Annotated in this window: 31 protein-coding genes; 19 read left to right on the forward strand and 12 right to left on the reverse strand. The window is 61.8% G+C overall.

Features of this window, described 5'->3' with window-relative positions:
- The first annotated feature begins 5 nt into the window (after positions 1–5).
- The gene (locus tag NKG95_RS02340) at positions 6–896 is read left to right on the forward strand and encodes a glutathione S-transferase family protein (RefSeq protein ID WP_023720937.1); all 891 of its coding nucleotides are present in this window, start codon (positions 6–8) and stop codon (positions 894–896) included.
- A 68-nt stretch (positions 897–964) separates the two neighbouring features.
- Here the strand turns inward: NKG95_RS02340 and NKG95_RS02345 are convergent, their stop codons facing one another.
- Complete coding sequence (locus tag NKG95_RS02345) at positions 965–1,225, reverse strand: hypothetical protein (protein WP_353011028.1); 261 nt, start codon at positions 1,223–1,225, stop codon at positions 965–967.
- 35 nt (positions 1,226–1,260) lie between these two features.
- Here NKG95_RS02345 and tolA point away from each other — a divergent pair, with 35 nt between their 5' ends.
- The gene (gene tolA / locus NKG95_RS02350; protein WP_352999141.1) at positions 1,261–1,665 is read left to right on the forward strand and encodes a cell envelope integrity protein TolA; all 405 of its coding nucleotides are present in this window, start codon (positions 1,261–1,263) and stop codon (positions 1,663–1,665) included.
- A gap of 137 nt (positions 1,666–1,802) precedes the next feature.
- Here the strand turns inward: tolA and NKG95_RS02355 are convergent, their stop codons facing one another.
- Positions 1,803–2,018 (reverse strand): hypothetical protein, encoded by a 216-nt coding sequence (locus NKG95_RS02355; RefSeq protein ID WP_023720934.1) that lies wholly within the window; start codon positions 2,016–2,018, stop codon positions 1,803–1,805.
- A 334-nt stretch (positions 2,019–2,352) separates the two neighbouring features.
- Here NKG95_RS02355 and NKG95_RS02360 point away from each other — a divergent pair, with 334 nt between their 5' ends.
- A complete protein-coding gene (locus NKG95_RS02360) occupies positions 2,353–3,345 on the forward strand; it encodes a DUF2865 domain-containing protein (RefSeq protein WP_352894693.1) in 993 nt (330 codons plus the stop codon).
- Positions 3,346–3,436: 91 nt separating this feature from the next.
- Here the strand turns inward: NKG95_RS02360 and NKG95_RS02365 are convergent, their stop codons facing one another.
- Positions 3,437–3,787 (reverse strand): hypothetical protein, encoded by a 351-nt coding sequence (locus NKG95_RS02365; RefSeq protein WP_023720932.1) that lies wholly within the window; start codon positions 3,785–3,787, stop codon positions 3,437–3,439.
- Between the two features lie 661 nt (positions 3,788–4,448).
- On the opposite strand from NKG95_RS02365, the gene pstS reads away from it, so the two are divergent.
- Genes pstS through phoB form a run of 6 tightly spaced genes read left to right on the forward strand, consistent with a single transcriptional unit; the run spans position 4,449 to position 9,657 of the window.
- Positions 4,449–5,510 carry a phosphate ABC transporter substrate-binding protein PstS gene (gene pstS / locus NKG95_RS02370; RefSeq protein ID WP_353039851.1) on the forward strand — a complete coding sequence of 354 codons (1,062 nt, stop codon included), beginning with the start codon at positions 4,449–4,451 and terminating at the stop codon, positions 5,508–5,510.
- Positions 5,511–5,569: 59 nt separating this feature from the next.
- Positions 5,570–6,556, forward strand: a complete 987-nt coding sequence (gene pstC, locus NKG95_RS02375; protein WP_502896305.1) for a phosphate ABC transporter permease subunit PstC — start codon at positions 5,570–5,572, stop codon at positions 6,554–6,556.
- 3 nt (positions 6,557–6,559) lie between these two features.
- Positions 6,560–7,411 (forward strand): phosphate ABC transporter permease PstA, encoded by an 852-nt coding sequence (pstA, locus tag NKG95_RS02380; RefSeq protein ID WP_023720929.1) that lies wholly within the window; start codon positions 6,560–6,562, stop codon positions 7,409–7,411.
- Positions 7,408–8,211: a phosphate ABC transporter ATP-binding protein PstB gene (gene pstB, locus NKG95_RS02385; RefSeq protein WP_023720928.1), complete on the forward strand. Its 804-nt coding sequence runs from the start codon at positions 7,408–7,410 to the stop codon at positions 8,209–8,211. Before pstA ends, pstB begins: the two co-directional genes overlap by 4 nt.
- Positions 8,212–8,243: 32 nt before the next feature.
- Positions 8,244–8,951 carry a phosphate signaling complex protein PhoU gene (gene phoU, locus NKG95_RS02390; protein WP_023720927.1) on the forward strand — a complete coding sequence of 236 codons (708 nt, stop codon included), beginning with the start codon at positions 8,244–8,246 and terminating at the stop codon, positions 8,949–8,951.
- A 16-nt stretch (positions 8,952–8,967) separates the two neighbouring features.
- On the forward strand, positions 8,968–9,657 hold the full coding sequence (phoB, locus tag NKG95_RS02395; protein ID WP_031194536.1) for a phosphate regulon transcriptional regulator PhoB: 690 nt from the start codon (positions 8,968–8,970) through the stop codon (positions 9,655–9,657).
- A gap of 9 nt (positions 9,658–9,666) precedes the next feature.
- Here phoB and NKG95_RS02400 read toward each other — a convergent pair whose 3' ends face one another.
- A complete protein-coding gene (locus NKG95_RS02400) occupies positions 9,667–10,911 on the reverse strand; it encodes an ROK family protein (RefSeq protein WP_353039852.1) in 1,245 nt (414 codons plus the stop codon).
- A gap of 286 nt (positions 10,912–11,197) precedes the next feature.
- Between NKG95_RS02400 and xylF the strand changes: the two genes are divergently transcribed.
- The 4 genes from xylF (at position 11,198) to NKG95_RS02420 (ending at position 16,279) form a co-directional block, all read left to right on the forward strand.
- The gene (xylF, locus tag NKG95_RS02405) at positions 11,198–12,238 is read left to right on the forward strand and encodes a D-xylose ABC transporter substrate-binding protein (RefSeq protein ID WP_352494193.1); all 1,041 of its coding nucleotides are present in this window, start codon (positions 11,198–11,200) and stop codon (positions 12,236–12,238) included.
- A 142-nt stretch (positions 12,239–12,380) separates the two neighbouring features.
- Positions 12,381–13,712, forward strand: a complete 1,332-nt coding sequence (locus NKG95_RS02410; protein WP_352683670.1) for a sugar ABC transporter permease — start codon at positions 12,381–12,383, stop codon at positions 13,710–13,712.
- 14 nt (positions 13,713–13,726) lie between these two features.
- On the forward strand, positions 13,727–14,527 hold the full coding sequence (locus NKG95_RS02415) for an ATP-binding cassette domain-containing protein (protein ID WP_353039853.1): 801 nt from the start codon (positions 13,727–13,729) through the stop codon (positions 14,525–14,527).
- Between the two features lie 129 nt (positions 14,528–14,656).
- Positions 14,657–16,279: a CHASE domain-containing protein gene (locus NKG95_RS02420; protein ID WP_353039854.1), complete on the forward strand. Its 1,623-nt coding sequence runs from the start codon at positions 14,657–14,659 to the stop codon at positions 16,277–16,279.
- A 99-nt stretch (positions 16,280–16,378) separates the two neighbouring features.
- Here the strand turns inward: NKG95_RS02420 and NKG95_RS02425 are convergent, their stop codons facing one another.
- The 5 genes from NKG95_RS02425 to NKG95_RS02445 form a co-directional block, all read right to left on the reverse strand.
- Positions 16,379–16,624, reverse strand: coding sequence for a YMGG-like glycine zipper-containing protein (locus NKG95_RS02425; RefSeq protein ID WP_006328050.1), 246 nt, complete (start codon positions 16,622–16,624; stop codon positions 16,379–16,381).
- A gap of 343 nt (positions 16,625–16,967) precedes the next feature.
- Entirely contained in the window at positions 16,968–17,138 is a 171-nt protein-coding gene (locus NKG95_RS02430) for a hypothetical protein (RefSeq protein WP_352494195.1), read from the reverse strand.
- 138 nt (positions 17,139–17,276) lie between these two features.
- On the reverse strand, positions 17,277–18,311 hold the full coding sequence (locus NKG95_RS02435; RefSeq protein ID WP_352515608.1) for a sensor histidine kinase: 1,035 nt from the start codon (positions 18,309–18,311) through the stop codon (positions 17,277–17,279).
- Between the two features lie 189 nt (positions 18,312–18,500).
- Complete coding sequence (locus NKG95_RS02440; protein WP_023678541.1) at positions 18,501–18,665, reverse strand: DUF1328 domain-containing protein; 165 nt, start codon at positions 18,663–18,665, stop codon at positions 18,501–18,503.
- A gap of 240 nt (positions 18,666–18,905) precedes the next feature.
- Positions 18,906–19,700 carry a response regulator gene (locus tag NKG95_RS02445; RefSeq protein WP_023678542.1) on the reverse strand — a complete coding sequence of 265 codons (795 nt, stop codon included), beginning with the start codon at positions 19,698–19,700 and terminating at the stop codon, positions 18,906–18,908.
- A 222-nt stretch (positions 19,701–19,922) separates the two neighbouring features.
- Between NKG95_RS02445 and NKG95_RS02450 the strand changes: the two genes are divergently transcribed.
- Both NKG95_RS02450 and NKG95_RS02455 read left to right on the forward strand, forming a co-directional pair.
- Positions 19,923–20,126 (forward strand): NepR family anti-sigma factor, encoded by a 204-nt coding sequence (locus NKG95_RS02450; protein WP_502913914.1) that lies wholly within the window; start codon positions 19,923–19,925, stop codon positions 20,124–20,126.
- A gap of 3 nt (positions 20,127–20,129) precedes the next feature.
- On the forward strand, positions 20,130–20,681 hold the full coding sequence (locus NKG95_RS02455) for a sigma-70 family RNA polymerase sigma factor (protein WP_023678544.1): 552 nt from the start codon (positions 20,130–20,132) through the stop codon (positions 20,679–20,681).
- Positions 20,682–20,711: 30 nt separating this feature from the next.
- Here the strand turns inward: NKG95_RS02455 and NKG95_RS02460 are convergent, their stop codons facing one another.
- On the reverse strand, positions 20,712–21,032 hold the full coding sequence (locus tag NKG95_RS02460) for a response regulator (RefSeq protein WP_502898977.1): 321 nt from the start codon (positions 21,030–21,032) through the stop codon (positions 20,712–20,714).
- 287 nt (positions 21,033–21,319) lie between these two features.
- On the opposite strand from NKG95_RS02460, the gene NKG95_RS02465 reads away from it, so the two are divergent.
- On the forward strand, positions 21,320–21,646 hold the full coding sequence (locus NKG95_RS02465; protein WP_352847208.1) for an ElaB/YgaM/YqjD family protein: 327 nt from the start codon (positions 21,320–21,322) through the stop codon (positions 21,644–21,646).
- Between the two features lie 10 nt (positions 21,647–21,656).
- Positions 21,657–22,136: a hypothetical protein gene (locus NKG95_RS02470; RefSeq protein WP_352847211.1), complete on the forward strand. Its 480-nt coding sequence runs from the start codon at positions 21,657–21,659 to the stop codon at positions 22,134–22,136.
- 58 nt (positions 22,137–22,194) lie between these two features.
- On the opposite strand, the gene NKG95_RS02475 is transcribed toward NKG95_RS02470, so the two are convergent.
- On the reverse strand, positions 22,195–23,721 hold the full coding sequence (locus NKG95_RS02475) for a sensor histidine kinase (protein WP_352847213.1): 1,527 nt from the start codon (positions 23,719–23,721) through the stop codon (positions 22,195–22,197).
- A 146-nt stretch (positions 23,722–23,867) separates the two neighbouring features.
- Between NKG95_RS02475 and NKG95_RS02480 the strand changes: the two genes are divergently transcribed.
- Positions 23,868–24,041, forward strand: a complete 174-nt coding sequence (locus tag NKG95_RS02480; RefSeq protein WP_023720914.1) for a hypothetical protein — start codon at positions 23,868–23,870, stop codon at positions 24,039–24,041.
- Positions 24,042–24,100: 59 nt separating this feature from the next.
- Here the strand turns inward: NKG95_RS02480 and NKG95_RS02485 are convergent, their stop codons facing one another.
- Complete coding sequence (locus NKG95_RS02485; protein WP_352547166.1) at positions 24,101–25,021, reverse strand: diacylglycerol/lipid kinase family protein; 921 nt, start codon at positions 25,019–25,021, stop codon at positions 24,101–24,103.
- A gap of 252 nt (positions 25,022–25,273) precedes the next feature.
- Between NKG95_RS02485 and NKG95_RS02490 the strand changes: the two genes are divergently transcribed.
- Positions 25,274–26,617 (forward strand): PRC-barrel domain-containing protein, encoded by a 1,344-nt coding sequence (locus NKG95_RS02490; RefSeq protein WP_353039855.1) that lies wholly within the window; start codon positions 25,274–25,276, stop codon positions 26,615–26,617.
- The last annotated feature ends 4 nt before the right edge of the window (positions 26,618–26,621 follow it).

The following is a 26,621-nucleotide window of genomic DNA, read 5'->3' on the forward strand; positions in this document are numbered from 1 at the left end:
ACACAATGGCAAAGACGACAACGAAGAGTGCGAAGAAGCCGGCCGCCAAGGCCGCTCCGAAACCAGTTGCCAAGGCCGCGACAAAGCCTGCAGCCAAGGCGTCGAAAGCGTCCGCCAAGTCGGCAACGAAAGCCGCCGCAAAACCTGCAGCCAAGGCATCCGCGAAGTCCGCGCGGAAGGCCGTAGCGAAATCAGCGAAAAAACCCGCGCTGATGCTCAGCATGCTGAAGCCGAGCGTCAACAATATGAGCGTACGGGTGTTTGCGCGCGCGGCCGGGCTCGACCATTCCGAGACCGACGTATGGGGCCACACGCGCTCGCCTGAATACATGGCGCGAAACCCGGCCCATTTGACGCCGATGATCGAGGACAAGGGCCTGCCGAGAGGTGTCTTGTGGGAAAGCTGCGCCATCATGCAGTACCTCGCCAACAAGCACGGGCTGGAGAAACTATATCCCAAGGCGCCGGCCAAGCGGGCAATGATCGACAGCGCCATGTTCTACCTGATCGGGACGCTCTACCCCTATGTGGCGCGCGCCACCTATCCTGCACTGAATTTCCCGCAATATGCCGGCGAGGTCGGCCACAGCGACGCTCATCCCGACAAGAAGTCGGAAGCCCAAAAGGCCGCTATAGAAGCGATAGCCGAGCCGCTGGAGGTGTTTCACAGCTTCTTCAGGAACGGCAAGCCGTTCATCGGCGGCAAGAACCCGTCGATCGCCGACATCCGTCTGGCGGCGACGCTCGAGTTCCTCGCCGTCATCGACTATGCGCTGCCCCAATGGGCAAAAGACTATATGACGGCGATCGAGAAGAAGCTCGGCAAGGCCTATGCCGAGCCGGCCGGCGATGTGCGCGGCTATATCGCCTATGTGCGGTCGCAGGCCAACGCCTGAGGCACGTGCAGGCCGGCGATCGTCCGTACGTTCTGCAGGAGCCGGTAACGATCTGGGGTAATTCTTTTTTACTCTCCCCTGTTTGCACGATGTGGGGAGCTTAAGGTTTCGTTAACCGAAACCCTTTCTACTGTATCCACCTCCAGCCCGCGACCACGGATGTACTGGCGCGGATGGAAAGCAAAGGTCGGCTGCTCGCCGGCCTTTTGCTTGTTGCAGCCCTGCCGAAGTTGCGGCCGACGGCGCTTCACGACGCCTGCATGGCTGATGAAGCGCGTTGCTGGCACCTTGTCATCGCCGATGTCGGCCCTACCATCGAAGTTAGTCACGTCCTCGAGGGCGGTTCAAGGACAGAGGCCCTGTCATGAAAAGCATTGCTGGAATGGTGGTGATTGCAGGCGCCATGCTGGCGGGTGCAGCCGGTCAATCGAATGCAGCGACGCTCAACACCATGCCCGAGGTCGGGGCTGCCATCCAGGCGTGCTGGACCCCCCCAGCGAATGCCGGGAATTCCACCGTCACCCTGAGCTTCAGCTTCAGGCGCAATGGCACGCTGATCGGCCGGCCCAAGCCGACCGCCATCCGCGTGGCCGGCGACGACAAGGCGCGGCAAGCTTTTGTCGACGCGGCGATTGCGGCCGTGGACCACTGCCTGCCGTTGAGCCTTTCACCGGCGCTGGCTGAAGGCATCCCGGGCAAGGTGTTCACTCTGCAATTCAACTCGCCCAAACAAAAACAGCCTGCAACGCGGGTGCAGGCTTCGCCTTGATCTTTTCCGACAACCGGATTCTACTTTTCGGGATCTAGCGCATGTCGAGCAAAAGTGTGCAGCGGTTTTGCGACAACGACATGCATAAAACAAGAACCTAAGCGCGTCGCATGAGGCCCCATCGACCGCGATGCGCTTTAGTGGCGGCTTCGTCTGGCCTCGACATGTCGCGCCAGTTCCGGCATTTCGAAGACATAGTCGCTCCAGGCCGATTCCGGAATCTGGCCGGCGAGATAGCACTCCAGCAAAAGCCTCTGCTCGTGGTCGAGCGGCCTCGGTGTGCGTTCATGGTCCAGCCCAAGTGAATGGAACAGATTCCTGGTCAGGCCCGCGACAGTGAAATGAATCGACATTTTGCGGTCTCCTCCTTTGGCCGCTCAACGCCGAACTTGGGGCTAAGGTTTCAGCAACGGCCGGCCGGTAACGCCGGATTGATCGCGGTGCGGATCCGGCCGGGTGCTTCAAACTTCGCCGTGGCGCGAGTTCGCCGGCGTTGCTGCCGGTTCGTCTCAATCTTGAAATAAAAATGTAATATTGAATTTACGCCAGCGGATATAATACACTATAACTAAAGTCTCTGGTGGCGGTGCGGTCTACTTCAATTAGGTAAAACTGATTTAGCCAGTACTTATCCATAGTCGACAAAGAAATCCTGTTCTCGGCGCAACAAGGACAATGGTCGCTCCAATGACACGCTTCTGGCTTCTCACGATTCTGATGCTGGTGTCGGCAATAGCCGTTGCGCTCGGCACGTCCTCCTCCTATGCGGATAGCTGCGGCGCGATCAGGAGCCAATTGCTTTCGGCGGGGCGTGGCGCCGGGACCAGCCCCGAGCTTGCCCAACTACGCCGGCAACTCGCCGCGATTCAAAGGCTGGAGAGACAGCGCCGATGCACGGCGAAAACGGCCGGGTTCTTCTTCAACCCCTGCGCCGACCTCGTAAGCAGCAAGGCGGAGGTGCAACGGCAGATCGCCAGACTGTCGAATTCGGGCAGGGACACCTCCGGCCTGAAGGCCAGGTTCGTCGCGCTAGGCTGTGCCGCCCCCGCTGCCAAGAAGCAGCAGGCGCAGCAGAACCAGCCGCAGGCACAGCAGCGCACAGCACCAAAACCTCAGTCCGCAGGCGCAATAATGGGTGGCAATCGGATGCTGTTTTGCGTTCGCTTGTCGGACGGATATTTCTTCCCCGCGCCAAAATCGCAGTTCGCCAAGAACGACGATCTGAAGGAAACGGTCGATCAGTGCCGCTATATCTGCGACGATGCCGGCGTCGAACTCTATACGCTGAGCGATGCCACCCGCGAGACCGAAGAGATGATCGCGCTCGAGACGCAAAAGCCCTATGTGGAGCTTGCGACCGCCTTCAGGTACCGCGACGACGCGAACTTCAAGGCCTGCGATGTCAAGCGCTATTACCAGCGCGTCGCCGAACTCAGGGCACGAACCGTGACACCGGCCAACATGAGCAACGCCATCATTCCGTTGCCGACGGCAAAGCCGGATTTTGGCATCGTCGCGGAAATTCCTGAATCCGGGATCCAAACCGCCGGTACCGCTCTCGCAGGGGAAAAAACGCCGGTTGCCGAGGTACCAGGGGCTGCCCAGCATCAGTCGGTCGAAAGAGCGATCGGCGCGCGGCCGGTGAGAGTGGTCGGGCCGGCCTTTTTCCCGGCGGACTGACCAAGGCAGGCGATGTCCCGAGACGGCGAACGGCTGGCCGGATAGCCGCTTCAAGGCCTACAGCCGCACGCATCGACCGACGGCCGGTTGGTTATTCGCAGACCATGCGGGCCCGTTTGCCGGGCTGGCTGACATTCCTGCAGGTGAGCGGCTTCGCCGGCTCCGATGACAGCATGGGCGGATTGGCGACCTTCCTTCGTGGCGCTGCAACGGAAGCTGCGCTCCGGCGCACCGCCGGCCTTTTCGGCGTTTGAGGCGCCACAGGAAAGACATCGGTCTCCAGCTGCGACTGTTCGGCTTGCGCCTGCGGAGAAGGCCGGTCCCAGAAACGGCGAACATCGAGCGGCTTGGGAATGATCACGGTGCCGTCATAGCTGCGCGCGCAGCCGGTTCCCAGAAGCAGCGCCAGGCACAGGAAGACAGGCAGAATCCGTCGAAACATCAGCAACACCCCTGCAAGCTTATAACGCTGCTTCGGCCCAACCGACAACCGGCGGAATAGTGCAGAGGGAGTAGGTAAGGTGAAGTAGAAATCGTCGCACTTCCAGTCGAAGGCCCCGCTCGAAAGATCGAGCGCCGGGTCGGGCGCGGATGGAGGTCCAGCGCGAGGCGAGTTAAAACCTTGCGATTCGTCACCGCTTCCAGCGTAAGGCCATGGTGCGATCGCACCATACCCAATGGCGCGCTCAGTCGCGACAATGGGATATTCGAAGTTCCGCTCCTCCAGTTACGGGCGGGAGCAGCGACCGCCGGCAAGAAACAGGGTCAGATTTACCCCAACGGACCTGTTTCGGCGATGGCGCGGCCATGACACGTTCTGGCTGCATGCAACGCGCTCCCGTCCGGCTTTTTTCTTCTCAAGGTCAGTGGCTGCTATCGTCGAGCGGACAAAGCCGGCCGGAATTCACGCAAGCTGCTGATTCCAGCGGCAAACCGCGGCCCATGCCGACAAAGCCCGCGGCCGTTCCTTCTTAACCCGGCTGGACGACGTTACCGGAGCGACATGAAACTGTCATGCGACTGTAATAATCGGGGGCTATTGGCCTCAGCGGGCGCCGGAGGAATGGCGCCGAGAGACCATATTCCGAACAGGAGCAGGCCACATGAGACATTTCATCCGCTCGGCGGCCGTTGCGATTGCAATGGCTGCGGCGACGACTACCCTCACCCTGTCCGCCGCGCTCGCCGCGGACATCTCTGGCGCCGGCGCCACCTTCCCCTACCCGATCTATGCGAAGTGGGCCGACACCTACAAGAAAGACACCGGCATTGGGCTTAACTATCAGTCGATCGGTTCCGGCGGCGGCATCAAGCAGATCAAAGCCAAGACCGTTACCTTCGGCGCTTCTGATGCGCCGCTGAAAGGCGAAGAGCTTGAATCGTCCGGATTGGCTCAGTTCCCGATGGTGATGGGCGGCATCGTTCCCGTCGTCAACCTCGAAGGCATCAAGCCGGGCGAGTTGGTTCTCGACGGCCCGACGGTGGCCGACATCTTCCTCGGCAAGATCACGAGCTGGGATGACGAGGCGATCAAGAAGCTCAATCCCGACGTCAAGCTGCCTTCGCAGGCGATCGCGGTCGTTCACCGTTCTGATGGGTCGGGCACGACGTTCAACTTCACATACTACCTCGGCGACGTCAGCGCGGACTGGAAAGAAAAGGTCGGCGTCGACAAGGCCGTGGAATGGCCCGTGGGCATCGGCGCCAAGGGCAATGAGGGCGTTGCCAACAACGTCTCCCAGACCGGCGGCGCGATCGGCTATGTCGAATACGCCTATGCCAAGCAGAACAAGCTCACCCACACCGACATGATCAACAAGGACGGCAAGAAGGTCGAACCCACCGCGGCGGCATTCTCGGCGGCAGCGGCCAATGCCGACTGGAGCTCGCAGCCGGGCTATGGCGTCATCCTCGCCAACGAGCCGGGCGCCGAGTCCTGGCCGATGACGGCGGCAACGTGGATCCTCCTGTACAAGAAGCCGGACGATGCCGCGACCACCGGCGAAGCGCTCAAATTCTTCGCCTGGGCATACGACAAGGGCGACGAGATGGCCGGCGAGCTGGACTACGTTCCGATGCCCGACAAGGTGGTCGAGAGCGTCAAGGCCATGTGGGCCAAGGAAGTCGTCGGCAGCGACGGCAAGCCGCTCTACTCGGCTATGTAATCTCCTCCAGGGAGGGCGTCGACGGCGCCCTCCCTGTTGCCTTCAATCGCGAGGACCCAATGACCATCGCTTCCGATGCCATGCTATCGTCTGCAGCCCGGGCCAGGGAAGCTACGGTGCGGCGCTTCGCGCTCACAGACGCCATATTCCGCGGACTCACCCGCGCTTCCGCAATTCTTGTGCTGGTCATCCTCGGTGGTGTCGCAATCTCGCTGTTTGCCGGCTCATGGCAGGCCCTGTCGTCCTTCGGGTTCTCTTTCCTGACGACTGAAAGCTGGAATCCGGTAACGGAAAAATTTGGCGCGCTGGCGCCGATCTACGGCACGCTGGTCACGGCGGCCATCGCCATCCTGATCGCGGTTCCGATCGGCATCGGCATTGCCGTGTTTCTCACCGAACTCTGCCCGCGCCCGCTCAGGCGCCCGATCGGCATAGCGGTCGAGCTGTTGGCCGGCATTCCCTCGATCATCTACGGCATCTGGGGCCTGTTCGTGTTCGCGCCGTTCCTGCAGACGACGATACAGCCCTTCATCATCAACATCTTCCACGGCGTGCCGGGACTATCCAGCCTTTTCGCCGGCCCTCCTTACGGCATCGGCCTTCTGACCTCGGCGCTGATCCTCGCCATCATGGTGCTGCCCTTCATCACCTCGATCACCAAGGACGTCTTCGATACGGTGCCGGCGGTGCTGAAGGAATCGGCCTATGGCATCGGCTGCACGACCTGGGAAGTGACCCGGCGCGTGGTCATTCCCTATACCCGCATCGGTATCATGGGCGGCGTCATGCTTGGCCTCGGCCGCGCGCTCGGCGAAACCATGGCGGTGACCTTCGTCATTGGCAACGCCCACCGCATCAGCGCCTCTCTGTTCGCGCCGGGCACGACGATCTCGGCGACCATCGCCAATGAATTCACCGAGGCCGACGGCGATCTCTACACCTCCTCTCTGGTTTCGCTCGGGCTGATCCTGTTCGTCATCACTTTCCTGATCCTTGCCGCCGCCCGCTATATGCTGATGCGGATCGACGCCCGTACGGGAGCCTGACCGATGTCGACATCCTCATCGCTCCACAGCCGCCGCAAAGCCAGAAATTCGGTGATGATGGCGCTTTGCGTCGTCGCCGCCGGCATCGGGCTTGCCTGGCTGGCGCTCATTCTCGGTGCACTGGTCTATAAGGGCACAGCCGGGCTTTCGTTCGCGGTCTTCACCGAGATGACGCCACCGCCAGGCGAGGCCGGCGGCCTGCTCAATGCAATCGCGGGCAGCCTGCTGATGACGATCATCGCCGTTGTCGTCGGCACGCCGATCGGCGTGCTGGCGGGAACCTACATGGCCGAATATGGGCGTTTCTCGCGCATCACCACCGTCGTGCGCTTCATCAACGACATCCTGTTGTCAGCGCCGTCGATCATCATCGGCTTGTTCGTCTATGAACTGATGGTGCGGCCAATGGGACATTTCTCGGCCATAGCCGGCGCCGTTGCGCTTGCCATCCTGGTCATTCCGGTGGTCGTGCGCACCACTGAAGACATGCTCAACCTGGTGCCGAACGCGTTGCGTGAAGCCGGCGCCGCGATCGGCGCGCCGCGCTGGGTGGTGATCCGCTCGGTCGCCTACCGCGCCGCATTGTCCGGCATCGTCACCGGCATATTGCTGGCGATAGCACGCATTTCCGGCGAGACGGCGCCGCTGCTCTTCACCGCGCTCAACAACCAGTTCTGGAGCAGCAATATCAACGCGCCGATGGCCAGCCTGCCGGTGACCATCTTCCAGTTCGCTCTCAGCCCTTATGAGGAATGGCAGCAACTGGCGTGGACCGGCGCACTCATAATCACCCTGACGGTTCTGGGCTTGAGCATCCTCGCCCGCAGCCTTACCGGACGCAGAGAGGACAGATGACACAGATGTTGTCCCCGGACATGACGATGACCGAAACGGTCGCCGAGAAGACGAAGATCGAGGTCAAGAACCTCAACTTCTACTACGGCCAGAGCAAGGCGTTGAAGGACATCACCTTGTCGCTGCCCGAGCGCAGCGTCACTGCCTTCATCGGCCCTTCGGGCTGCGGGAAATCGACGCTGCTGCGTGTGTTCAACCGCATCTACGAACTCTACCCGAAGCAGACAGCCGAGGGCCAGGTGCTGCTCGACGGCAAGAACATTCTCGACCGCTCGCAGGATCTCAATCTCCTGAGGACCAAGATCGGCATGGTGTTCCAGAAGCCGACGCCGTTCCCGATGTCGATCTACGAGAACATCGCCTTCGGCGTCAGGCTTTATGAGAATCTCGGCAAGTCCGAAATGGACGGCCGCGTCGAACAAGCGTTGAAGCGGGCCGCGCTGTGGGGCGAGGTCAAGGACAAGCTCAACGCCAGCGGCTTGAGCCTGTCAGGCGGCCAGCAGCAGCGGCTTTGTATTGCCCGCACCGTGGCGGTGAAGCCGGAAGTCATTCTGCTCGATGAGCCGGCTTCGGCACTCGACCCGCTGTCGACCGCCAAGATCGAGGAACTGATCGACGAATTGCAAGCCGACTACACGATCGTCATCGTCACCCACAACATGCAGCAGGCGGCGCGCGTATCGCGCCAGACCGCCTTCATGTATCTGGGTGAACTGGTAGAGTTCGACCGGACCGAGAAGATCTTCACGTCGCCCCGCGAGAAGCGCACGCAGGATTACATCACCGGCCGCTTCGGCTGAGCCGTTCCGATCACGCATATGAGGACAGGACCATGGGCGAACACACAGTCGCTTCTTTCGACGAGGATCTCGAGCAGATCAGCAAGCTGATCCGCGACATGGCCGACCTCGCCGGTTCGATGGTCGGCGGGGCGACCAAGGCCCTGTTGAATTCCGACAACGTGCTGGCGCAACGCGTCGTCTCCGACGACGCCATCATGGATGCGCGTCAACGCGAACTGGACGACCGCGCCATTACCCTGATCGCCAAGCGCCAGCCGATGGCCCACGATCTGCGCCATGTCGTCGGGGCGATCCGCATGGCCGGCGACCTCGAACGCATCGGCGACCTTGCCAAGAATATCGCCAAGCGTGTGAGCGCGGTCGGCCTCAGCGTCACGCCGCGCGACCTATCGCATTCCATCGATGCGATGGCGCAGCTGGTGCTCATCCAGGTGCAGGGCGTCATCGAGGAGTATGCTGCAGGCGATGCAGCCGCGTTGGCCAAGCTGCGCGCCGCCGACGAGCGTATCGACGTCAAATACACGTCGGTGTTCCGCGAGCTGTTGACCTACATGATGGAAGACCCGCGCAACATCACCGCTTGCACGCATCTGCTGTTCTGCGCCAAGAATCTGGAGCGGATCGGCGACCATGTCACCAACATCGCCGAAAATGCGTATTATGTGCTGACCGGCGAGCAATTGCCGGTCAATCGTCCGAAGCAAGACGAAACGACAATGTCCGCACCGGCGACATGATGGGGGTGCCCAGCCGATGATCGCACCACGCATAATGGTGGTGGAGGACGAGGAGCCGTTGGGTGTGCTGCTCCGCTACAATCTCGAATCCGAAGGCTACCAGGTCGAGGTGGTGACACGCGGCGACGAAGCCGAGATCCGTTTGCAGGAGAATGTGCCCGATCTTCTGGTGCTCGACTGGATGATACCAGCGGTTTCCGGCATCGAGCTCTGCCGCCGGTTGCGGGTGCGCCCCGAAACCGAACGGCTGCCGATCATCATGCTGACCGCGCGCGGCGAGGAGAGCGACCGGGTACGCGGTCTTTCGACCGGCGCCGACGACTATCTGGTCAAACCGTTTTCGACACCGGAATTCATGGCCAGGGTCAAGGCGCTGCTGCGCCGCGCCAAGCCGGAAGTGCTGTCCAGCGTGCTGAAGGTCGGCGACATCGTGCTCGATCGCGAATCGCACAGGGTGTATCGCAAGAAGACCGAGATCCGGCTCGGGCCGACCGAATTCCGGTTGCTCGAATTCATGATGCGGCATCCGGGCCGCGTCTTCTCGCGCAGCCAGTTACTCGATAATGTCTGGGGCGAGACGATCTATATCGACGAACGCACCGTCGACGTGCATGTCGGGCGGCTGCGCAAAGCCGTCAACAACGGCCGCATGCCTGATGTCATCCGCACCATCCGCGGTGCCGGCTACGCGATCAGGGAAGATTGACCCGCCCAGTCAGGCTACGTTCTTTCTGACGCCGGGCCTCATTTGCGCGCCCGGCGCGAAAATCTGCTGGTCGACGAAGCTTAACGCCCGCATTGCACAGCCTTCGCGGATCAGCGGCAATTCGTTCGGCTCGGTATCGAAGGAGATCGAGCCCGAATGCTGGCCGCCGGCGGTCTGGGCGATGGCCTTGCGCAAGGCCGGCTCGATCAGATCGAAGGCGGCGGCACTGGCGCCGACCATCGCAACCGGTGCCGGATCGATCAGCGCGAACAGCGAGCCGAGACCGAAACCCAGCGCTTCGCCGGCCTTGCGGTAGGCTTCGCGTTCCGGCCCGTCCTTCTCGCGCGCCCGAACCGCCAGCGCGCGCATGTCGGCGTCGCTGACGTCGGCGACCGGTTGGCTGTCTTCGCTCATCTGCGTGGCGTTGCGCCAGATGGCGTAATTGCCGGCATAGGCCTCGATGCAGCCGCGCCGCCCGCAACGGCAGAGTGCGCCGCCCGGACGATGGATCATGTGGCCAAACTCGCCGCCCGAGGAGTGTGTGCCGGTGAACAGCTCGCCCTTGAGCACCAGCCCCATGCCGATTCCGTGCGAAAGCAGGATGGCGATGAAGTCGTCGCGATAGCGATCCGGATCGCGCCAGCGCAAAGCCACCGCCATCATATTGCAGTCGTTCTCCACCGTGGCCGGGATGCCGAATTCATCTTCCAGCATGTCGGCAAAGTCGATGTCCGTCTGCGGCGTGATCGGCGACCACAGCATGGCGCGTGCAGGGGAGTCGGTAATTCCCTGAATCGCCAAGGCGATGCGGGCGACGCGGCGGACGTCAAGGTCTGGATCCTCCAGCCGGCGCCGGACGATGGCCATGCATTCGCGGATCAGTTCGTCGCGCGGCATGGTCAGCGTGTCCAGCCGGCGCTGTTCCTCGGCGACCACCTGCCCCGCATAGTCGATGATGGCGGCCGACAGGAAATTCAGCGACAACACCACGGTCAGCACCGCCGCCGCTTCCGGATTGAGGGCAAGGCCGACCTGCGGACGACCGCGTTTCAACGAAACGGGTTCGCTTGCCTTGCTCTCGGCGAGGATGCCTTCCCGTATCAGGTCGGAGGAGATCGCCGATATGGTCGAATGGCTGAGGCCGGTGGTTGCGGCGATCTCCGTACGCGATGGCTGGCCGGCCCGGCGCACGGCCGAGATCACCATCGCCCGGTTGCGCCGGCGCAAATCGTCATGGCGGATTCCGACCGACATCGTTTTGCTTTCCTCCCGGTTTGCCGCGGCCGCTCATGAACCGGAAGCCGTCGGTAATGCCGACAAATAGTGTCAGATGAGGCAAATAGTGTCAGATGCAGGTGGCGCTGTCATCGTTTATTCCGAAGCTCGAAAAAACTCGCAGCAACATCAAAATCCATCAGAATCGATGTTGACAGCAGCGGGAGATCGGGCCAGTATTTTTTCGAGGCTCGAAAAAATTAGCGCCTCTAAGCTGGCCTTTGGGGCCAATTGGTCACGCCGTACGCGGCGCAGGGAGGATATGATGAAGAAATTCACGACCGCCATTCTGGCGGGTGTCGCCATGACGCTGGCGCTTGCGTCGGTGGCGCAGGCTAAGGACAAGGTCATCGGCGTTTCCTGGTCGAACTTCCAGGAAGAGCGCTGGAAGACCGACGAAGCCGCAATGAAGGCGGCCATCGAGGCCGCAGGCGACAAGTATATTTCCGCCGACGCACAGTCCAACCCCGGCAAGCAGCTCACCGACGTCGAGAGCCTGATCTCGCAGGGCGCCAACGCACTGATCATCCTGGCGCAGGACGCCTCGGCGATAGGGCCGGCCGTGCAGAAGGCGCTGGACGAAGGTATTCCGGTTGTCGGCTACGACCGGCTGATCGAGAACAAGGACGTCTTTTACCTGACCTTCGACAACAAGGAAGTCGGCCGCATGCAGGCCCGCGACGTGTTCAAGGTGAAGCCGGAAGGCAACTATGTCTTCATCAAGGGCTCGGGCGCCGATCCGAATGCCGATTTCCTTTTTGCCGGTTCGATGGAAGTGCTGAAGGACGCCATCGACAGCGGCAAGATCAAGAATGTCGGCGAGGCCTATACCGACGGCTGGCTGCCGGCCAACGCCCAGAAGAACATGGAACAGTTCCTGACCGCGAACGACAACAAGGTCGATGCGGTGGTCGCCGCTAACGACGGCACTGCCGGCGGCGTCGTCGCCGCACTGACGGCGCAAGGGTTGGCTGGATCGGTTCCGGTCTCGGGCCAGGACGGCGACCACGCCGCGCTGAATCGCATCGCGCTCGGCACACAGACGGTCTCGGTGTGGAAGGACGCGCGCGAGCTCGGCAAGAACGCCGCCGAGATCGCCTCGCAATTGGCCGACGGCAAGCAGATGACCGACATTGCCGGCGTGAAGGATTTCACCACGCCCGGCGGCAACACCGTAAAGTCCCTGTTCCTGACCCCGGTCGCCATCACCAAGGACAACCTCAACGTCGTCATCGACGCCGGCTGGATCAAGAAAGAAGAGGTCTGCGCGGGCGTGGCGGCGGGCGCTGTTCCGGTCTGCAACTGATCCGAGTTTCCGAGAAGTCCGAACGCCGCGGCCGCTTGCCGCGGCGTTTTTTCAAGAAAGAATTGTTTTTCCGCTTCCGGCGGATAACTTCTAGGCTGCTTCCGGCATCCGCGGCAGACGGCAACCCGGCGGGAGAAACATCATGACCGACACGACTTCCAACACGCCGGTCGACAGCTCGACGGCAGACCGGGCGCGGGAATCGGAGCTCGGCGTCGTTGCCCGATTTCTCAAGGCAACCGAACTCGACACGCGCATGCTCGGCATGGTCGGCGCGCTGCTGGTCATCTGGGTCGGGATCCACATACTGTCGGGCGGGCTCTTCCTGACGCCGCGCAATCTCTGGAACCTTTCGGTGCAGACCTCGTCGGTGGCGATCATGGCGACCGGCATGGTGCTGGTCATCGTGATGCGCAACATCGATCTTTCCGTCGGCTCCGTGGAAGGCGTGATCGGCATGGTGATGGGCGTGGCGCAGGCCGAATTCCTCGTCCGCATCATGGGATTTCAGCTTGGCAGCCCCTGGCTGTGGGTCATCGCACTGGCCGCCGGCCTGGTGCTCGGCCTGGCTATCGGAGCGTTTCAGGGTTTCATCATCGCCTATCTCCAGGTTCCTGCCTTTATCGTGACGCTCGGCGGATTGCTGGTCTGGCGCGGCATGGCATGGCTGATCACCAGCGGGCGCACCGTTGCGCCGCTGGACAGGACCTTCCAGCTGATGGGCGGCGGACCACGGGGCTCGATCGGCGCCACCTGGAGCTGGATCGTCGGTGTCCTCGCCTGCGCGGCCGTTGCCTTCATGCTCTTCAACGGCCGCTCGCAGCGCAAGCGCTTCAACTTTCCGCTGCGCCCTGTCTGGGCGGAAAGCTTGCTCGGCGTGATAGCCTGCGCCGCCATCCTCGGCGCCGTGTGGATCGCCAATTCCTATCCTTGGCCGGTCGGCATCGTACGCCAATATGCCCAGCAGAACGGCATCACCGTTCCCGAGGGCGGGTTGTTCATCGCCCACGGCATCGCCATACCTGTGCTGATGGCCGTGGCCGCGGGCATCGTCATGACCTTCATCACCAGACGCACCCGTTTCGGCCGCTATGTCTTTGCCATAGGCGGCAATCCGGAAGCGGCCGAACTCGCCGGCATCAACACACGCTGGGTCACCATGAAGGTGTTCATGATCATGGGCGTGCTGGCCGCGATCAGTGCGGCGATCGCATCGGCGCGCCTCAACGCGTCGACTAATGCGCTGGGGACCCTGGACGAGCTGCTGGTCATCGCGGCGGCCGTGATCGGCGGCACGTCGCTCGCCGGCGGCTCCGGCACGGTGCTCGGCGCCATGCTCGGCGCGCTTTTGATGCAATCGCTGCAATCCGGCATGGTGCTGCTCGGCATCGATTCGCCGCTGCAGAGCATCGTTGTCGGCGCCGTGCTGGTGGTCGCGGTGTGGCTCGATACCGTCTATCGCAAACGGGTCTAGTGAGGAGAACGAGCATGGCAGACAGGACCGCTCCCACGGGCACGCCGCTGATCGAGATGCGCAACATTTCGATCGCCTTCGGCGGCATTCGCGCCGTCGACGACGCCTCGGTCGATCTTTTCCCGGGCGAGGTGATGGCTTTGCTCGGCCATAACGGTGCCGGAAAATCGACGTTGATAAAAATCCTGTCCGGCGCCTACAAGCGTGATGCGGGCCAGATTTTCGTCAACGGCGAGGAGGCTTCGATCTCCAATCCGCGCGACGCCAAGAAGTACGGCATCGAGACGATCTACCAGACACTGGCGCTGGCCGACAATGTCGATGCGGCCGCCAACCTGTTTCTCGGCCGCGAGCTGATGACCGGCTGGGGAACGCTCGACGATGTCGCCATGGAGGCCGAAGCGCGCAAGGTGATGGGCAGGCTCAATCCGCGTTTCCAGCGCTTCAAGGAACCGGTGGTAAAGCTTTCGGGCGGCCAGCGGCAGTCGGTTGCGATCGCCCGCGCCATCCTGTTCAACGCCCGCATCCTGATCATGGACGAGCCGACAGCGGCACTCGGGCCGCAGGAGACGGCACAGGTCGGCGAACTGGTCAGGCAGCTCAAGGCCGACGGCATCGGCATCTTCCTGATCAGCCATGACATCCATGACGTGTTCGAGCTTGCCGACCGCGTCTGCGTCATGAAGAACGGTCGGGTTGTCGGCACGGCGCGCACGACCGATGTCACCCAGGACGACGTGCTCGGCATGATCATCCTCGGCAAGTGCCCGCCCGGCGCCATCCCAGGGCCGGGCGCCCTGAAGATCGCGGCCTGAACGAGAATTAGCCGGCTAATCACAAGTCGCCAAAATGTGCCAGCAGTCACCATGCTTTGGCCTCGCCATTGTGTTGGCGTCGGGAGTTGCCCATAAAGATGCCGAACCGTCCACGGGACGTATCGGCAATTGAAGAAACTCTTTCCGACCGTAGCTTTCATCGCCGTCGCGCTGATCAGCCTGACGATGGCGGGTTTTGCCTATTTTGCCACCCAGGAAGCCGCCCGTATAAAATTCGAGGCGACGGCGGACGACGCGCTTAACCGGATCGAAAGCCGCATCGACCTGGACCTGTCGCTGCTGCGCTCAACCCGGGCATTGTTCGATGCGCGCAATGGCGGTATCTCGCAAGGCGAGTTCAAGGCTTTCTTCGACGCGCTCGACATCGACAATAATTTCGCCGGCCTGCGCGGCATCGGCTTCCTCCGCCTGGCGAAAACTGGAAACGAGGCGGCGGTCGAGCGCGATATCCTGCACGATCACGGCGCAAGCCATCCGATCTATCCCGACACGAACTTGCCGTGGCGTACGCCCATCGTGCTGTTCGAGCCGCTGGACCCGTCCAATAAATCCAGCATCGGTTATGATATGTTCACCGGGCCGGTGCGGCGCGAGGCGATCGAAAAGGCGATGGTCGACGACCAGCTGCACGCCAGCGGGCTCGTGCAGCTCGGCAAGGATACGGGTGCCGCGCAGACCTTCACCGGGTTCCTCGTCTTCGTCCGGCTCAATGTCGAAACCGCGCCGGACGCCGTCAACGCATCGAGATCTTCGACTGCCGGCTTCCTCTATGCGGCCTTCCGCTCCCGGGACCTGTTCCAGGCTGCGCTCAGCCGGGCACCTCTGTTGCCGGTCAACACCGAAATCTATGACGGCGCTGTGAACAGTGACAACCTGCTGTTCCAGTCGGAAACGCCGCCTGTTTCAGCCCTTGGCGACAGGCTGCTGATCACCCGCAAGATCACCGTTGCCGGTCGGCCGTGGGTCGTCCTGTTCAGGCCGACAAGTGCTTTCTCGCAACCTTCCTCGCGTGCCATTCCGGTGATGCTCGGATTGTTCGGGCTACTGCTTGCGGGCGCCATCGCGCTGGTGGCCCGCTATCAGGAGCGGGCCTATGAGGCGGTCTCGCTGCTTCACGAAACGACCGAAAAGAGCCTGCTGGAAAAAGACCTGATGCTGCAGGAGATGAAGCATCGCATCAAGAACTCGATCACGCGGGTGCTGGCAATCGCGCGCCAGACAGCATCGCACACCGCCGACGTCCAAGAGTTCTCGGCATCATTTTCGGCTCGGCTGCAGGCGATGGCGGCTTCCCAGGACATGCTGACGCGCTCACGCTGGCAGAAAGCCGATCTCGGCGACCTGCTGCGCATCGAGCTTGGCCAGGTGTTCGGAAGCGAGCTTCCTGAAGGGCTGTTGTCGGGACCGGAGGTTCTTCTCGACGAAAAGACGACGCAGGCACTCGGCCTCGTCTTTCACGAACTGGCGACGAATGCGCTGAAGCATGGCGAAGCCGGCAATTCAGTCGGTGCGCTCAAGGTCGACTGGTCGCTCGAAGGCCGCGGCGGAGCGCGGACATTGGCTCTCAACTGGCGCGAGGCCGGGCAGAGGAAGCTCGAGACACCGGCGAAGAGCGGTTTCGGCACCAGACTGATCGATCTCAACGTCACACGCGAGTTGCGTGGCACAATCAGGCGCGATTTTCACGAAAACGGCTTGAACGTGGAAATCAAGGTTCCGCTGCCGGCTTGAAACGCCGTCTCGTGAGCCGCATCGCGACAGCGCTTTGGAAGTGCAAACGCGGAGACAGGTGGTCTGCCTCCGCGTTTGCTATTCGCCTGGAGCTCGAAACTAGTTGCAGCGAGCTGTGTAGATCCGGCCGTGACGATCTCTGTATTGGCAGTAGCCATTTTGCAGGCGGCGAACCAGCAGACCGCCAATCGCACCAGCGCCAGCGCCGATCAAAGCGCCCTTGCCGCCGCCGACAGCGCCACCAATAAGCGCGCCGCCCACAGTGCCGATACCCACGTTCTCTTCCGTGGTGGTGCAGCCGCTGACCGCAACCACGGCAACCATGGCAATAATCATCTTCCGCATGGAGTCATCCTCACTTTGTCCTCACTTTAACAAGCTCCAGCCGCCATCTAGCATGAAAGTGCGGCCTCTGCGCGCACGATTTCATTGTTGATTAAGATAGTCTTTTCGGACGTGCGCCGTTCGATGCTACCACGAACTCGGAAATCTCCAAGGACGCATCGAGCGTGGCGTCGGGATGCACATTCCAGACAATCCTGTCATAGCCGTCCTCGAGCGCAGGATCGACGGCAAGACATTTGGCGCCGACATGTTGGGCTTGGCCCTGCCGGTCGATGACCGCGAACGGGCGCGCCGCCGTGCACTCGGCCGCGGTTTCAAAGGAATCAAGCAGAGGCGAGCTCGATCAGATCAACTGGGACGCGGCGGTCAGGACGATCGCGGCCATAAGCGCAAAGGCGGCGAAGCGAAGGGGCAAAGCACGAGGCGCGGGCGCTGCGGACACGTCGGGATCCTGAAAACCGCCCATCGAGACGCGAGCGGCCTGTTCCAGTCTGTTCAAGTCGGCAGCCGTCAAGGCCCATTCCTTTCATATTGTGCCAAACTCAATCAATGTCCGCTGAATCGGCACGTTCGGACAGGATCGGACTTTATGGTGAACAGTCGGTTAAGGCGGGGTGATGCAGCCAGCCTTCTTCCTGCGGCCGCCGTTCGTTCAATCCGTCTCGAAATTGCCGTGAGGAACGACAAGACGGTATTCGAGGCGGTTCCCGGTGATCTCAAGTGTCGCCGTTCCATTCAACGAAGTGGGCACGACGCGTTCAAGTGCGACGCTGCCAAAACGCTTCTCGCTGCGTTGATTGTCGTTGGCTCCGATCACTTCGGCCCATGTCAGCGACAGCGCAGGCTCGCCAGCGGAAGCGGCCGTCAGATCGGCCGTCACCTCGACGAAACCGTCGCTGCGCGACAGCGCGCCATAGCTGACCGAATTGACGGCGAGCTCATGCATGGCCAAGCCGATGTGCAAGGCAGCATTGGGATTGAGATATGGATTTGCGCCGCGGAAACGCAGGCTGTGCATGGGGTCCGCGCCGTACCTTCCGACCTGACCGGAAACCAGCTCGCGCAGCGCCGCTCCCCGCCAGTTGGATGACGTAACTAGGTCCTGCGAGGAGGCCAGCGACTGCAATCGGCCCCGGAAACGCGTCAGGAAATCGTCAATGCTGCCGGAATAACGCCCCGTCTGGGTGGCGATGCTCTGGATGATGGCCAAAAGGTTCTTGGAGCGGTGACTGACCTCGCGCAGCAGCGCCTTCAGCGTCTGCTCCCGGCGTTTCTGCTCGGTTGTTTCGACCATGGTGGTCACGACGCCCTGCACCGCGCCGGTCTCGCTGCGGTCGGCGTCGATCCATACCTGAAACCAGCGGGCGCCATCATCGGCCGGCACGCTGAGTTCGAGATGTTGAGGATTGCCGGAGACGATGACGTCGTGCTTGGCGGCGCCGATACGCTCTGCCTGCGCCGGCGGCAAGATGCCGTTGTTGTCGGAGGCATCAGAGGTCCATGGTGCGCGCATGTTGCGCGCCCACACCGTCTTCATCTCGCGATCCTGGTATAGAACGGAAATCCCGGCATTGTGCAAGGCGTGGAGAAGGGCTCGGCCAAGCTGCATTCCGCTTTCGGCGGGATGCAGAGCGATGATCTCATCCCTCTGGCCGCGGTCTTTCATTTTTCCGACTCTGGAACGCATCGGTAATTTGCTCAACCCACGTCGGCTGAACGGCTCACGGAAAAATGGGTTCCAAAAGGAGGAGCTTCGGATCGAGCCCTAAAAAGCGGTCCGCCGAGCGGCATCCCGTTGGAGGACACTGCCCGGCGGTGGCTGGAAACCGTTTGAGGGGTGCGGCTTCCAGTGTTCGCTTGAATGGCCGCTTGGCATTCACGCCCGTCTGATCAGGCCGGCAATAAGCGATATGATCAGGAAGGCGAGAAAGATGAAGAACAATATCTGCGCTATGCCGGCCGAAGTGCCAGCGATGCCGCCGAAACCAAGCGCACCGGCGATGATCGCCACGACGAGAAATACGAGCGCCCAGTAAAGCATGATCCATCTCCTTCCAATGCTGCGGTGAAAACGTGATTCGCCTCCGTTTGTTCCACCATTTCCCGAAAAAGACGATGCTGAAAATCGTTACGGCCCGAATTGCTGCGGTGTGTGCGAAAAGGTCCTCGTCAGGTTCGGCAGCAGTTGGCTGTCGTGTGTTAAGCCGGCATCACACCCCATCCGGTCCAAGGGGAGTGGCTATCCCACATCCTGGCGGCCGCAACTCGGTCGCCAGCTGTTTTATGCCGCGGCCTTCGCGTGCCGGTCAAAGAACAGGGCCTGGCTGATAAGAGCCTTGACCATATCCGGGTTGAACGGCTTGGTGACGAGGAAAGCCGGTTCCGGCCGCTCGCCGGTGAGCAGCCGCTCGGGAAAGGCGGTGATGAAGATCACCGGCACCGATGTGGACGACAGAATTTCATTGACGGCCGCGATGCCCGAACTGCCGTCGGCGAGCTGAATATCGGCAAGCACCATCTTTGGCCGCGCCTTGCCGAACATCGCCACCGCCTCCGCGTGGGTGCGCGCAGTTCCGACGACGCGGTGGCCGAGGCTTTCGACCATTTCCTCGATATCCATGGCGATCAGCGGCTCATCCTCGATGATCAGCACGTCGGTTGCCACCTGACGGGAGATCTCGTTGCTCGCCTGAGCGAGAAGTTCGGAGAATTCCTGTTCGTCGACGTCGAGAATCTCCGCCGCCTCGTCTTCGCTGAAGCCTTCGACGGCGACCAGCAGAAAGGCTTGGCGGGGACGAGGCGCGATTGCATTCAGATTGGCTGCGGCGCGCTGCTCCCATGCCGACTGGGCATGCTCCTGCGGAACGCGAATGGCCACCGAGGTGAAGAGCTTGGCAAAGACCTTGTAGAGCGCGATGCGGTCGTTCGATGCGTCCGGAAAGATATCGACATCGGCAATGATGGCCTCGAGCATTGCGGCGACCAGCGCGTCGCCGCTCTCCTGCGATCCGGATACGGCGCGCGAGAAGCGGCGCAGGAACGGCAGGTGCGGAGCGATGGTTGCTGATAGGCTCATGTCGGACGTCTCCCTCATATGACGTGATTGCATGTTACAGCTTACAGCTAAAAAGATTCGCAAGCCCGGAGTTGAAAACGCGGGTTCTGCGAAAAAGTTCCGGCCATGCGGAACTAAGTATGCGGGCTGGCGTTTAGGGCGGGGTTGGGCAACCAGACGAGGCTGCCGCTTGCCTTGCGTTATGTGTTGAAGGGGCGGCTTAAGGCTGGGACAAAGGGCGAAATGAAGAACATGACGAAAGCTACCACGGCTGGCGTTGACAACGGGCGCCGGGCTGCTTCCCGCGACCCGCTTGGGCCGAACTCGGAAATCGGCCGCAAACTCAAACAATACTACGACGAGCTGGTCTCCGACAATGTGCCGGATCGCTTCGCCCAACTGCTCAGCCAGTTGGAAAAGGCCGAACCTGTGCAAAAGAAGGACTGAGGCATGGCGGCCGTCTCCCAGGGCTTCAAGACCGATTTGCTCGGCTCGATCCCGAGCCTGCGGGCTTTTGCCGTGTCGCTGACACAAAACGCCGACAAGGCCGACGACCTGGTGCAGGAAACATTGGTCAAGGCCTGGGACAAGCATGAAAGCTTCCAGCCCGGCACCAATCTGAAGGCATGGCTGTTCACGATCTTGCGCAACGAATTCTATTCGCAGATGCGCAAGCGCGGCCGCGAGGTGCAGGACAGCGATGGCGTCATGACGGCCAGGCTTGCCGTTCATCCGGCCCAGCACGGCCAGCTTGACCTCGAGGACTTTCGCGGCGCGCTCGAGTTGCTGCCGGAAGACCAGCGCGAAGCCATTATCCTCATCGGTGCATCTGGCTTTTCCTACGAGGAAGCGGCCGAGATCTGCGGCTGCGCAGTCGGAACGATCAAGAGCCGCGTCAGCCGCGCCCGCACGCGGCTGCAGGAAATCCTGAAGATCTCCGGTGAAGACGAGTATGGCCCGGACGCAATTTCGGCGCAGGTGACGGGGTCGACGGCTGCGTGATGCGTAGACGCGCTCGAACCGCTCCGCGCCTCAGCGGAGAGGCCTTCGCCCGCAGGCCGCTGCCACCGCCTCGACGAGATCGTCTCCCGAATAGGGCTTGGTGACCAATCTGACGCCGGGAAAGGATTTCTTGATCTCGTCGGCATCCGAATAGCCCGAGGCGAAGACGAACGGGATGCCCGCTTCACGCAACCGCGAAGCAAATTGGAGCGTCGAAACGCCGCTCAGCATGAGGTCGACGATGGCCGCATCGAACTGCGCGGCAACGTCTTGCTGTTCGATATCAGCCAGATCACGGGCGATGACCACATCGAGCGCGCCGTAGTCGCGGCAAAGCTGCTCGATATCCATGGCAATCAGGAACTCATCTTCCAGGATAAGAATCCGCAAACCGTCAAGCGATGGGCGCACGCAGCAATATCTCCTTTAAATGCGTCTCTATCTTAGAACGGGGGAAGTCATGATCACTATTTGGCATGCTGTCATTTAAAAAAGACGTGCTGACGCGGATACGTCGGCCTCGGCCCTTGCAAGGCATTTGCAACGAGCGCTGCCGGAGATAGGGTTAGAAGAGGTTCGCGCCGGAACCTTGGGGTCTGTCGAGCGTTTCGACCGAGCAAAACAAGGAGAGTGAAGCAATGGCGACTGCCGCAGGAAAGGCCGCGAACGAGGCCCGTACGAATTCGGACCTTGAAGCTGACATTGCGCAACTGAAGGCCGATATCGAACAACTCACCAAGCAGTTGGCCAAGACCGGCGAACACGGCTACGGGGCTGCGCGCCGCGCCGCCGCCGAGGGCGTCGAGCAGTTGCGAACCCAGGGCGAAGCAGCCTTCGACAGCCTGCGCAGCAACGCCAAGGACATCGAGGCGCAGCTGATAGCCCATATGCGCGAAAAGCCTGTGACTTCGCTGGCGATCGCCGCAGGCGTCGGGTTCCTCTTCGCACTCCTCGCGCGCCGCTAGTTCTGCACGCATGGGAATGCTTGCATCGCTGATCTCGGGCCTCGCCTCGGGCGAAACCATTGCGGCGATACAACGCGCGCGCGTCGCTGCGATGGTCTATTCGGTCGCAGCACTCGCGGCGCTGTGCGGCCTCGGCTTCCTGGTCGGGGCGGCCTATATCTGGACGGCGGCCCGCTATGGGCCGATGGCGGCGTCGCTGAGCTTCGGGATCGGCTTTCTGGCAATCGCCGGTCTCATCCTGCTCGTCTACCGGATGTCGGCCGGCTCGCGCGCCAGACGCCGGGCGAAGCGACGCAACGCCGACATGAAGGCGGTCGGCATCGCCGCTGCACTCGCCGTGCTGCCGGCGCTGCTCAAGGGCAAAGGTGGCGCGGCGAAGGGCGGATTGGGCGCCATTCTCGGCCCGGCGATAGCACTCGCAGCCTACGCCATCTACCGCGAGAACGTGAAGCCCGACTCCGACGATCCGGATACCGGCAAAGGGAAATAGTTCGGAAGCGGATAGTTCGGCGCAAACGATTCTGGCGCCCGGTCGAAAAATCCTCGCGTCACAAATCGTCGAGCGGCATCGATATTTCCGCGATTACGCCGTCGGGCCGGAATTCATGGGTCACCTCGCTGGAAATGACCTTGGCCAGGCTGCGGCGGATCAGGATCGAGCCGAAGCCATGGCGTTCGGGCGGCGCAACCCGCGGGCCGCCGCTTTCACGCCAAGCCAGCAACAGACGTCGTGCACCCTTCCTGCCTTGCACCTTCCAATCGAGATCGACCTTTCCGGAAGAAACCGAGAGCGCCCCATGTTGTAGTGCGTTACTTGCCAGTTCATGCAGGATCAGGCCGAGCCCGACTGCCTGGTCGGGTGAGAGCAGGACATCGGTGCCGGAGATCGCGATGCGCGATTGTCCAGCGGTTTGAAACGGCTTTACCTCGATCTCCACCAACTCGCGGATGCCGATGCCGCGCCACTCGCGGTCCGACAGCAGGCTGTGCGCAACGCCCAGCGCCTGCAGCCTGGCGCTGAAAGCTTCAAGGAATTCGCTTGGCTGACGGGCATGGCGAACGGTCTGCGTCGCCAGCGCCTGTACGGTTGCCAAAGTGTTCTTGACGCGGTGATTGAGCTCGCGCAGCAACAGCCGTTGACGTTCTTCGCCAAGCTTGCGTTCGGTGATGTCGTAGTTGACGCCGAAGATCAGCGTCGGCTTGCCCTCGCCGTCGCGCTCTATGACGCGGCCGCGCGTTGCGATCCATCGCGGCGGATCGAGGCCTTTGACACGGTATTCGCCAAAATAATCGTCGCTGCCGGTCAGCGCGTCGCGAAAGCGTGTTTCGGTCTGATGAACGTCGCGCGGGTCGATGGCGGTCAGGATGTCGCGCGCTCTCAGCCTGTTCGACTTGGGCAAGTTGAACAATTCGGACAGCAGGACATCGCAGTCGATCATGTCGCTGCGGATATCCCATGCCCAACTGGCGAGCGAAGCCGCGTCGAGCGCAATAGCGCGTCGCTTTTCCTCTCGAACCAGTGCGGCCTCGGCAATCGCCGCGCTGCGGGTTGCATCCTTCAGCGTGAACAGGCTCGCGGCGAGGCCAGCCAGCGCCGACAGTTGGTCGAGCTGGACAGAAGAGGGACGTGCGTGCGGCTTCCGGTCGAGCACGCAGAGCGTGCCGATCAGTGCGCCGTCGACTACGATCGGCACGCCGGCGTAAAAGCGGATATGATGCTCGCCGGTGACCAGCGGATTGGCTTTGAACCGCGGATCCGTCGCCGCGTCGGCCACCACCATCGGCACGTCGCCGGCTGCGATGGTATAGGCGCAGAACGATGTCTCGGTTGCGGTTTCGGACTCGTTGAGGCCGATACAGGACTTGAACCACTGCCGCTCGGCATCGACCAGCGTGATCAGTGCGACAGGCGTTTGCATCGCCGAAGCGGCAAGACCGCTGATACGGTCGAAATCAGGGTCGGCAGCCGTATCCAGCGCGTCGAGGCCGTGCAGCACGGCAAGGCGGTCCGCAGCGCCCACCACATGGCGAATATCGACCGGCAGGCCCGGCTTTGTCTGGCTATTGTCGTCCACTACGCCCCCAGTGGCCGGCCCCGCTGATTGATCAGGCCAACCGGCCCGTTTGCCGCCTTGTCGAGCCGGAACTTTCGCAGCGGGGAGCCGTTACCAGCCAATGCCCTGCTAGCTACGCCTGCCGGCGCCAAATATGGAGCCAGACCATGCCAAAAATCGTTCCTGAAAACAAAGCCCGTCAAGGGCGGCGGGGTCAGCATGTCCTTCGTATCCTGATCGCCGCGCTGTTGCTGGCTTTTATCGCCTGGGGCGTCGCCGAAATCTACGGCTGGATGATCGAGACGCCTAAGACCGAGCAGGGCAACACACCCAGCGGCTAGACTCTCTCCATCTCTCGTGCCAACCCGCATCACGCAACCCCACATCACGCTACCTCACGTCAGGCAACCTTTGCCTCGGCGGCGCGCGCCGGGACGAGAACATTCAACGCGCGCGGATGGATTTCGACGGTCGTCTCGCGATCGAGCTTTACCAGTTCGCCGTCCATGACGGCCTGAACTTTCCTGTTCGTCGAATGGATTTTCAAAACGGCGCGGTTTGCCTGATGGATTTCGACATGCTCGTTGCCGCGCCATTTCCCACGGGCGACGTCAAAGAGGAACCTGATCAATTCGCCGCGCCGCCGTGCCACGGTGACATAGATGCCCAGCACGCCGCCTGCCGGATTGTCGGCATAGGGCAGGTGGCCCTCGCCGAACAGATTGTTGGTGATGCCGATACCGGTGATCCGGGTTCTGATCTCGGCCTCACCGACCGTCAGCGTTACGTTCATCGCCGGTGGATTGTTGATCGTTGCCCAAGCGGCTCGCACCGAGGCACGCATCTTCCCCAGCCGCGAGCCGAATTCCATCTTCTGGCGCAGTTGCACCATCCTGGCGTGCATGCCGATCGAGAATTGATGCACGAAAGGCCGGCCGTTGGCTGTTGCAATGTCAATCGCCATCACCTCGCCGTCCGCAAACGATTTCAGTGCCGCATCGAGGGTCTGCGGAATACCGAGGCCGCGCGCAAAAAGGTTCATTGTGCCAGCCGGCAGAATTGCCAGCGCCTTCTCCCCATTCATCAAACGGGCTGCCGCGGCCGAAATGGTGCCGTCGCCGCCGCCCGCCAGCACGACGTCGATGCCGCGCCTGGAAGCTACGCCGTCCAGCGTGGCGACGATATCCTTGCCGGCGACGATTTCGATATCGATCGAGTGGCCGGCAGTCTCAAGCGTGCCGCGCATCCGGCTGGCGAAGGCCTCAAGATCGATGGTGCGCAGGGTGCCCCCGTCCTTGTTCAGCACCGCTGCAAACCGCATGGCCGTTCCATTTTCCAGCACCTATCGGGCCGGGACGGGGGCCCAGCCGGGAGTGGAACGGGGCGGCCGAGAAAATGTTCCGTTCGACCAGCGCGGCGAATCCGAGAACCATCGACATCGCACCGGGTGCACCGCGGCTTTTTTCGGAACAACAGTGTGGTCACAACGTTGTGAACATGCAGAAGACGCTGCGCCCGCAGTGACGCCAGGCGGGCAGGGCGTGCACAAAATCACCGACGAGGAGACACTAAGATGATCCGCACCCTTTTAACCACGACAGCAGTCGCAACATTGATTGCGACGGGTGCATTTGCGCAATCGGCGACGACCCCGGCGCCGGCGCAACCACCCGCCGCCCAGGATACCGCTCCGGCGATACGTGCCGAGGGCAGCCTTGTCACCAACATCATCGGCGAATCCGTCTATAATGGCACAGGCGACGATGCCCAGAATATCGGCAACATCAGCGACGTCGTCTTCGACGAGCGCGGCGAGGTAAAATCCGTCGTCATCGGCGTCGGCGGTTTTCTTGGCATAGGAACCAAGAACGTCGCTTTCGACTACAAAAAGATGCAATGGGCCGAAAGAAATGGCGACCGTTGGCTGATAGCGCAAACGACGAAGGATGAGCTGACGGCTCAGCCGGATTTCGACCGGAGGCCTTACGATCCGCCGCCGCCACCAGCTTCGGCGGATAATGCGGCGCCTGCCGCCCCTTCCACCAGCGCGCAAAATACAACCCCGGCGCCTGCCGCGCCGGCTGAGCCGGTGAAGCGCGCCGAAGGCAATCTCGCCACCAATATCATCGGCGAGACCGTCTATAACGGCACCGGCGACGACGCCCAGAACATCGGCGACGTAAACGACATCGTCATCAACAAGGAAGCCAAGGCGCAATCGCTGATCATCGGTGTCGGCGGCTTCCTCGGCATCGGCGAAAAGAACGTCGCCTATGATTTCGACAAGGCACAGTGGGCCGAGAGGAACGGCGATCGCTGGCTGGTCGCGCAAACGACCAAGGAAGAGCTGCAGGCACAGCCGGACTTCAACCGCAAGGCCTATGATCCGGCCCCGGCAACCACTGCGTCGAACGATGCCGCGGCTACTGCGCCTGCCACCGTCACGCCTACCGTGACGGCCAGCACCGCGACCACCAGCAACACTGACCAAGCCAGTAAAACGGCTCAAAATGCCCCGGCGCCGGCGCCTACGGCTAATTCCGCGGCCGACCAGACCAAGACCGGCTCGATCGACAAGTCGACGCTGACTGAAATGCCCATAGGCGAAATCCGGGCCGAGGATCTGGTTGGAACAACCGTTTACGGCGCCAATGATGCCAATGTCGGCGAGATCGGCGACGTCGTGCTGAGCGGCGACAAGAAGGTCGACGCAGTCATCATCGACGTCGGCGGCTTCCTCGGCGTCGGCGAGAAGGAGGTGGCAGTCGGTATGGACAACCTGAAATTCATGACCGACAAGAACGGCAAGCGCTATCTCTACACGAACTTCACCAAGGAGCAGCTCGAGGCGCAGGCCGCCTATGACAAGGGCAGCTATGCGCAAAACCGCGACAAACAGCGCATGATCATGCGGTAAGCTG

The sequence above is a fragment of the Mesorhizobium sp. M1423 genome (genome assembly GCF_040317575.1).
Lineage (GTDB): Bacteria > Pseudomonadota > Alphaproteobacteria > Rhizobiales > Rhizobiaceae > Mesorhizobium.

What these genes read in the sequence shown, in the direction of transcription:
- NKG95_RS02340 (WP_023720937.1), top strand. Translation starts at nt 6, where the DNA reads ATGGCAAAGACGACAACGAAGAGTGCGAAGAAGCCGGCCGCCAAGGCC.
- tolA (WP_352999141.1), top strand. Translation starts at nt 1,261, where the DNA reads ATGAAAAGCATTGCTGGAATGGTGGTGATTGCAGGCGCCATGCTGGCG.
- NKG95_RS02355 (WP_023720934.1), bottom strand. Translation starts at nt 2,018, where the DNA reads ATGTCGATTCATTTCACTGTCGCGGGCCTGACCAGGAATCTGTTCCAT.
- NKG95_RS02360 (WP_352894693.1), top strand. Translation starts at nt 2,353, where the DNA reads ATGACACGCTTCTGGCTTCTCACGATTCTGATGCTGGTGTCGGCAATA.
- NKG95_RS02365 (WP_023720932.1), bottom strand. Translation starts at nt 3,787, where the DNA reads ATGTTTCGACGGATTCTGCCTGTCTTCCTGTGCCTGGCGCTGCTTCTG.
- pstS (WP_353039851.1), top strand. Translation starts at nt 4,449, where the DNA reads ATGAGACATTTCATCCGCTCGGCGGCCGTTGCGATTGCAATGGCTGCG.
- pstC (WP_502896305.1), top strand. Translation starts at nt 5,570, where the DNA reads ATGACCATCGCTTCCGATGCCATGCTATCGTCTGCAGCCCGGGCCAGG.
- pstA (WP_023720929.1), top strand. Translation starts at nt 6,560, where the DNA reads ATGTCGACATCCTCATCGCTCCACAGCCGCCGCAAAGCCAGAAATTCG.
- pstB (WP_023720928.1), top strand. Translation starts at nt 7,408, where the DNA reads ATGACACAGATGTTGTCCCCGGACATGACGATGACCGAAACGGTCGCC.
- phoU (WP_023720927.1), top strand. Translation starts at nt 8,244, where the DNA reads ATGGGCGAACACACAGTCGCTTCTTTCGACGAGGATCTCGAGCAGATC.
- phoB (WP_031194536.1), top strand. Translation starts at nt 8,968, where the DNA reads ATGATCGCACCACGCATAATGGTGGTGGAGGACGAGGAGCCGTTGGGT.
- NKG95_RS02400 (WP_353039852.1), bottom strand. Translation starts at nt 10,911, where the DNA reads ATGTCGGTCGGAATCCGCCATGACGATTTGCGCCGGCGCAACCGGGCG.
- xylF (WP_352494193.1), top strand. Translation starts at nt 11,198, where the DNA reads ATGAAGAAATTCACGACCGCCATTCTGGCGGGTGTCGCCATGACGCTG.
- NKG95_RS02410 (WP_352683670.1), top strand. Translation starts at nt 12,381, where the DNA reads ATGACCGACACGACTTCCAACACGCCGGTCGACAGCTCGACGGCAGAC.
- NKG95_RS02415 (WP_353039853.1), top strand. Translation starts at nt 13,727, where the DNA reads ATGGCAGACAGGACCGCTCCCACGGGCACGCCGCTGATCGAGATGCGC.
- NKG95_RS02425 (WP_006328050.1), bottom strand. Translation starts at nt 16,624, where the DNA reads ATGCGGAAGATGATTATTGCCATGGTTGCCGTGGTTGCGGTCAGCGGC.
- NKG95_RS02435 (WP_352515608.1), bottom strand. Translation starts at nt 18,311, where the DNA reads ATGCGTTCCAGAGTCGGAAAAATGAAAGACCGCGGCCAGAGGGATGAG.
- NKG95_RS02440 (WP_023678541.1), bottom strand. Translation starts at nt 18,665, where the DNA reads ATGCTTTACTGGGCGCTCGTATTTCTCGTCGTGGCGATCATCGCCGGT.
- NKG95_RS02445 (WP_023678542.1), bottom strand. Translation starts at nt 19,700, where the DNA reads ATGAGCCTATCAGCAACCATCGCTCCGCACCTGCCGTTCCTGCGCCGC.
- NKG95_RS02450 (WP_502913914.1), top strand. Translation starts at nt 19,923, where the DNA reads ATGAAGAACATGACGAAAGCTACCACGGCTGGCGTTGACAACGGGCGC.
- NKG95_RS02455 (WP_023678544.1), top strand. Translation starts at nt 20,130, where the DNA reads ATGGCGGCCGTCTCCCAGGGCTTCAAGACCGATTTGCTCGGCTCGATC.
- NKG95_RS02460 (WP_502898977.1), bottom strand. Translation starts at nt 21,032, where the DNA reads ATGGATATCGAGCAGCTTTGCCGCGACTACGGCGCGCTCGATGTGGTC.
- NKG95_RS02465 (WP_352847208.1), top strand. Translation starts at nt 21,320, where the DNA reads ATGGCGACTGCCGCAGGAAAGGCCGCGAACGAGGCCCGTACGAATTCG.
- NKG95_RS02470 (WP_352847211.1), top strand. Translation starts at nt 21,657, where the DNA reads ATGGGAATGCTTGCATCGCTGATCTCGGGCCTCGCCTCGGGCGAAACC.
- NKG95_RS02480 (WP_023720914.1), top strand. Translation starts at nt 23,868, where the DNA reads ATGCCAAAAATCGTTCCTGAAAACAAAGCCCGTCAAGGGCGGCGGGGT.
- NKG95_RS02485 (WP_352547166.1), bottom strand. Translation starts at nt 25,021, where the DNA reads ATGCGGTTTGCAGCGGTGCTGAACAAGGACGGGGGCACCCTGCGCACC.
- NKG95_RS02490 (WP_353039855.1), top strand. Translation starts at nt 25,274, where the DNA reads ATGATCCGCACCCTTTTAACCACGACAGCAGTCGCAACATTGATTGCG.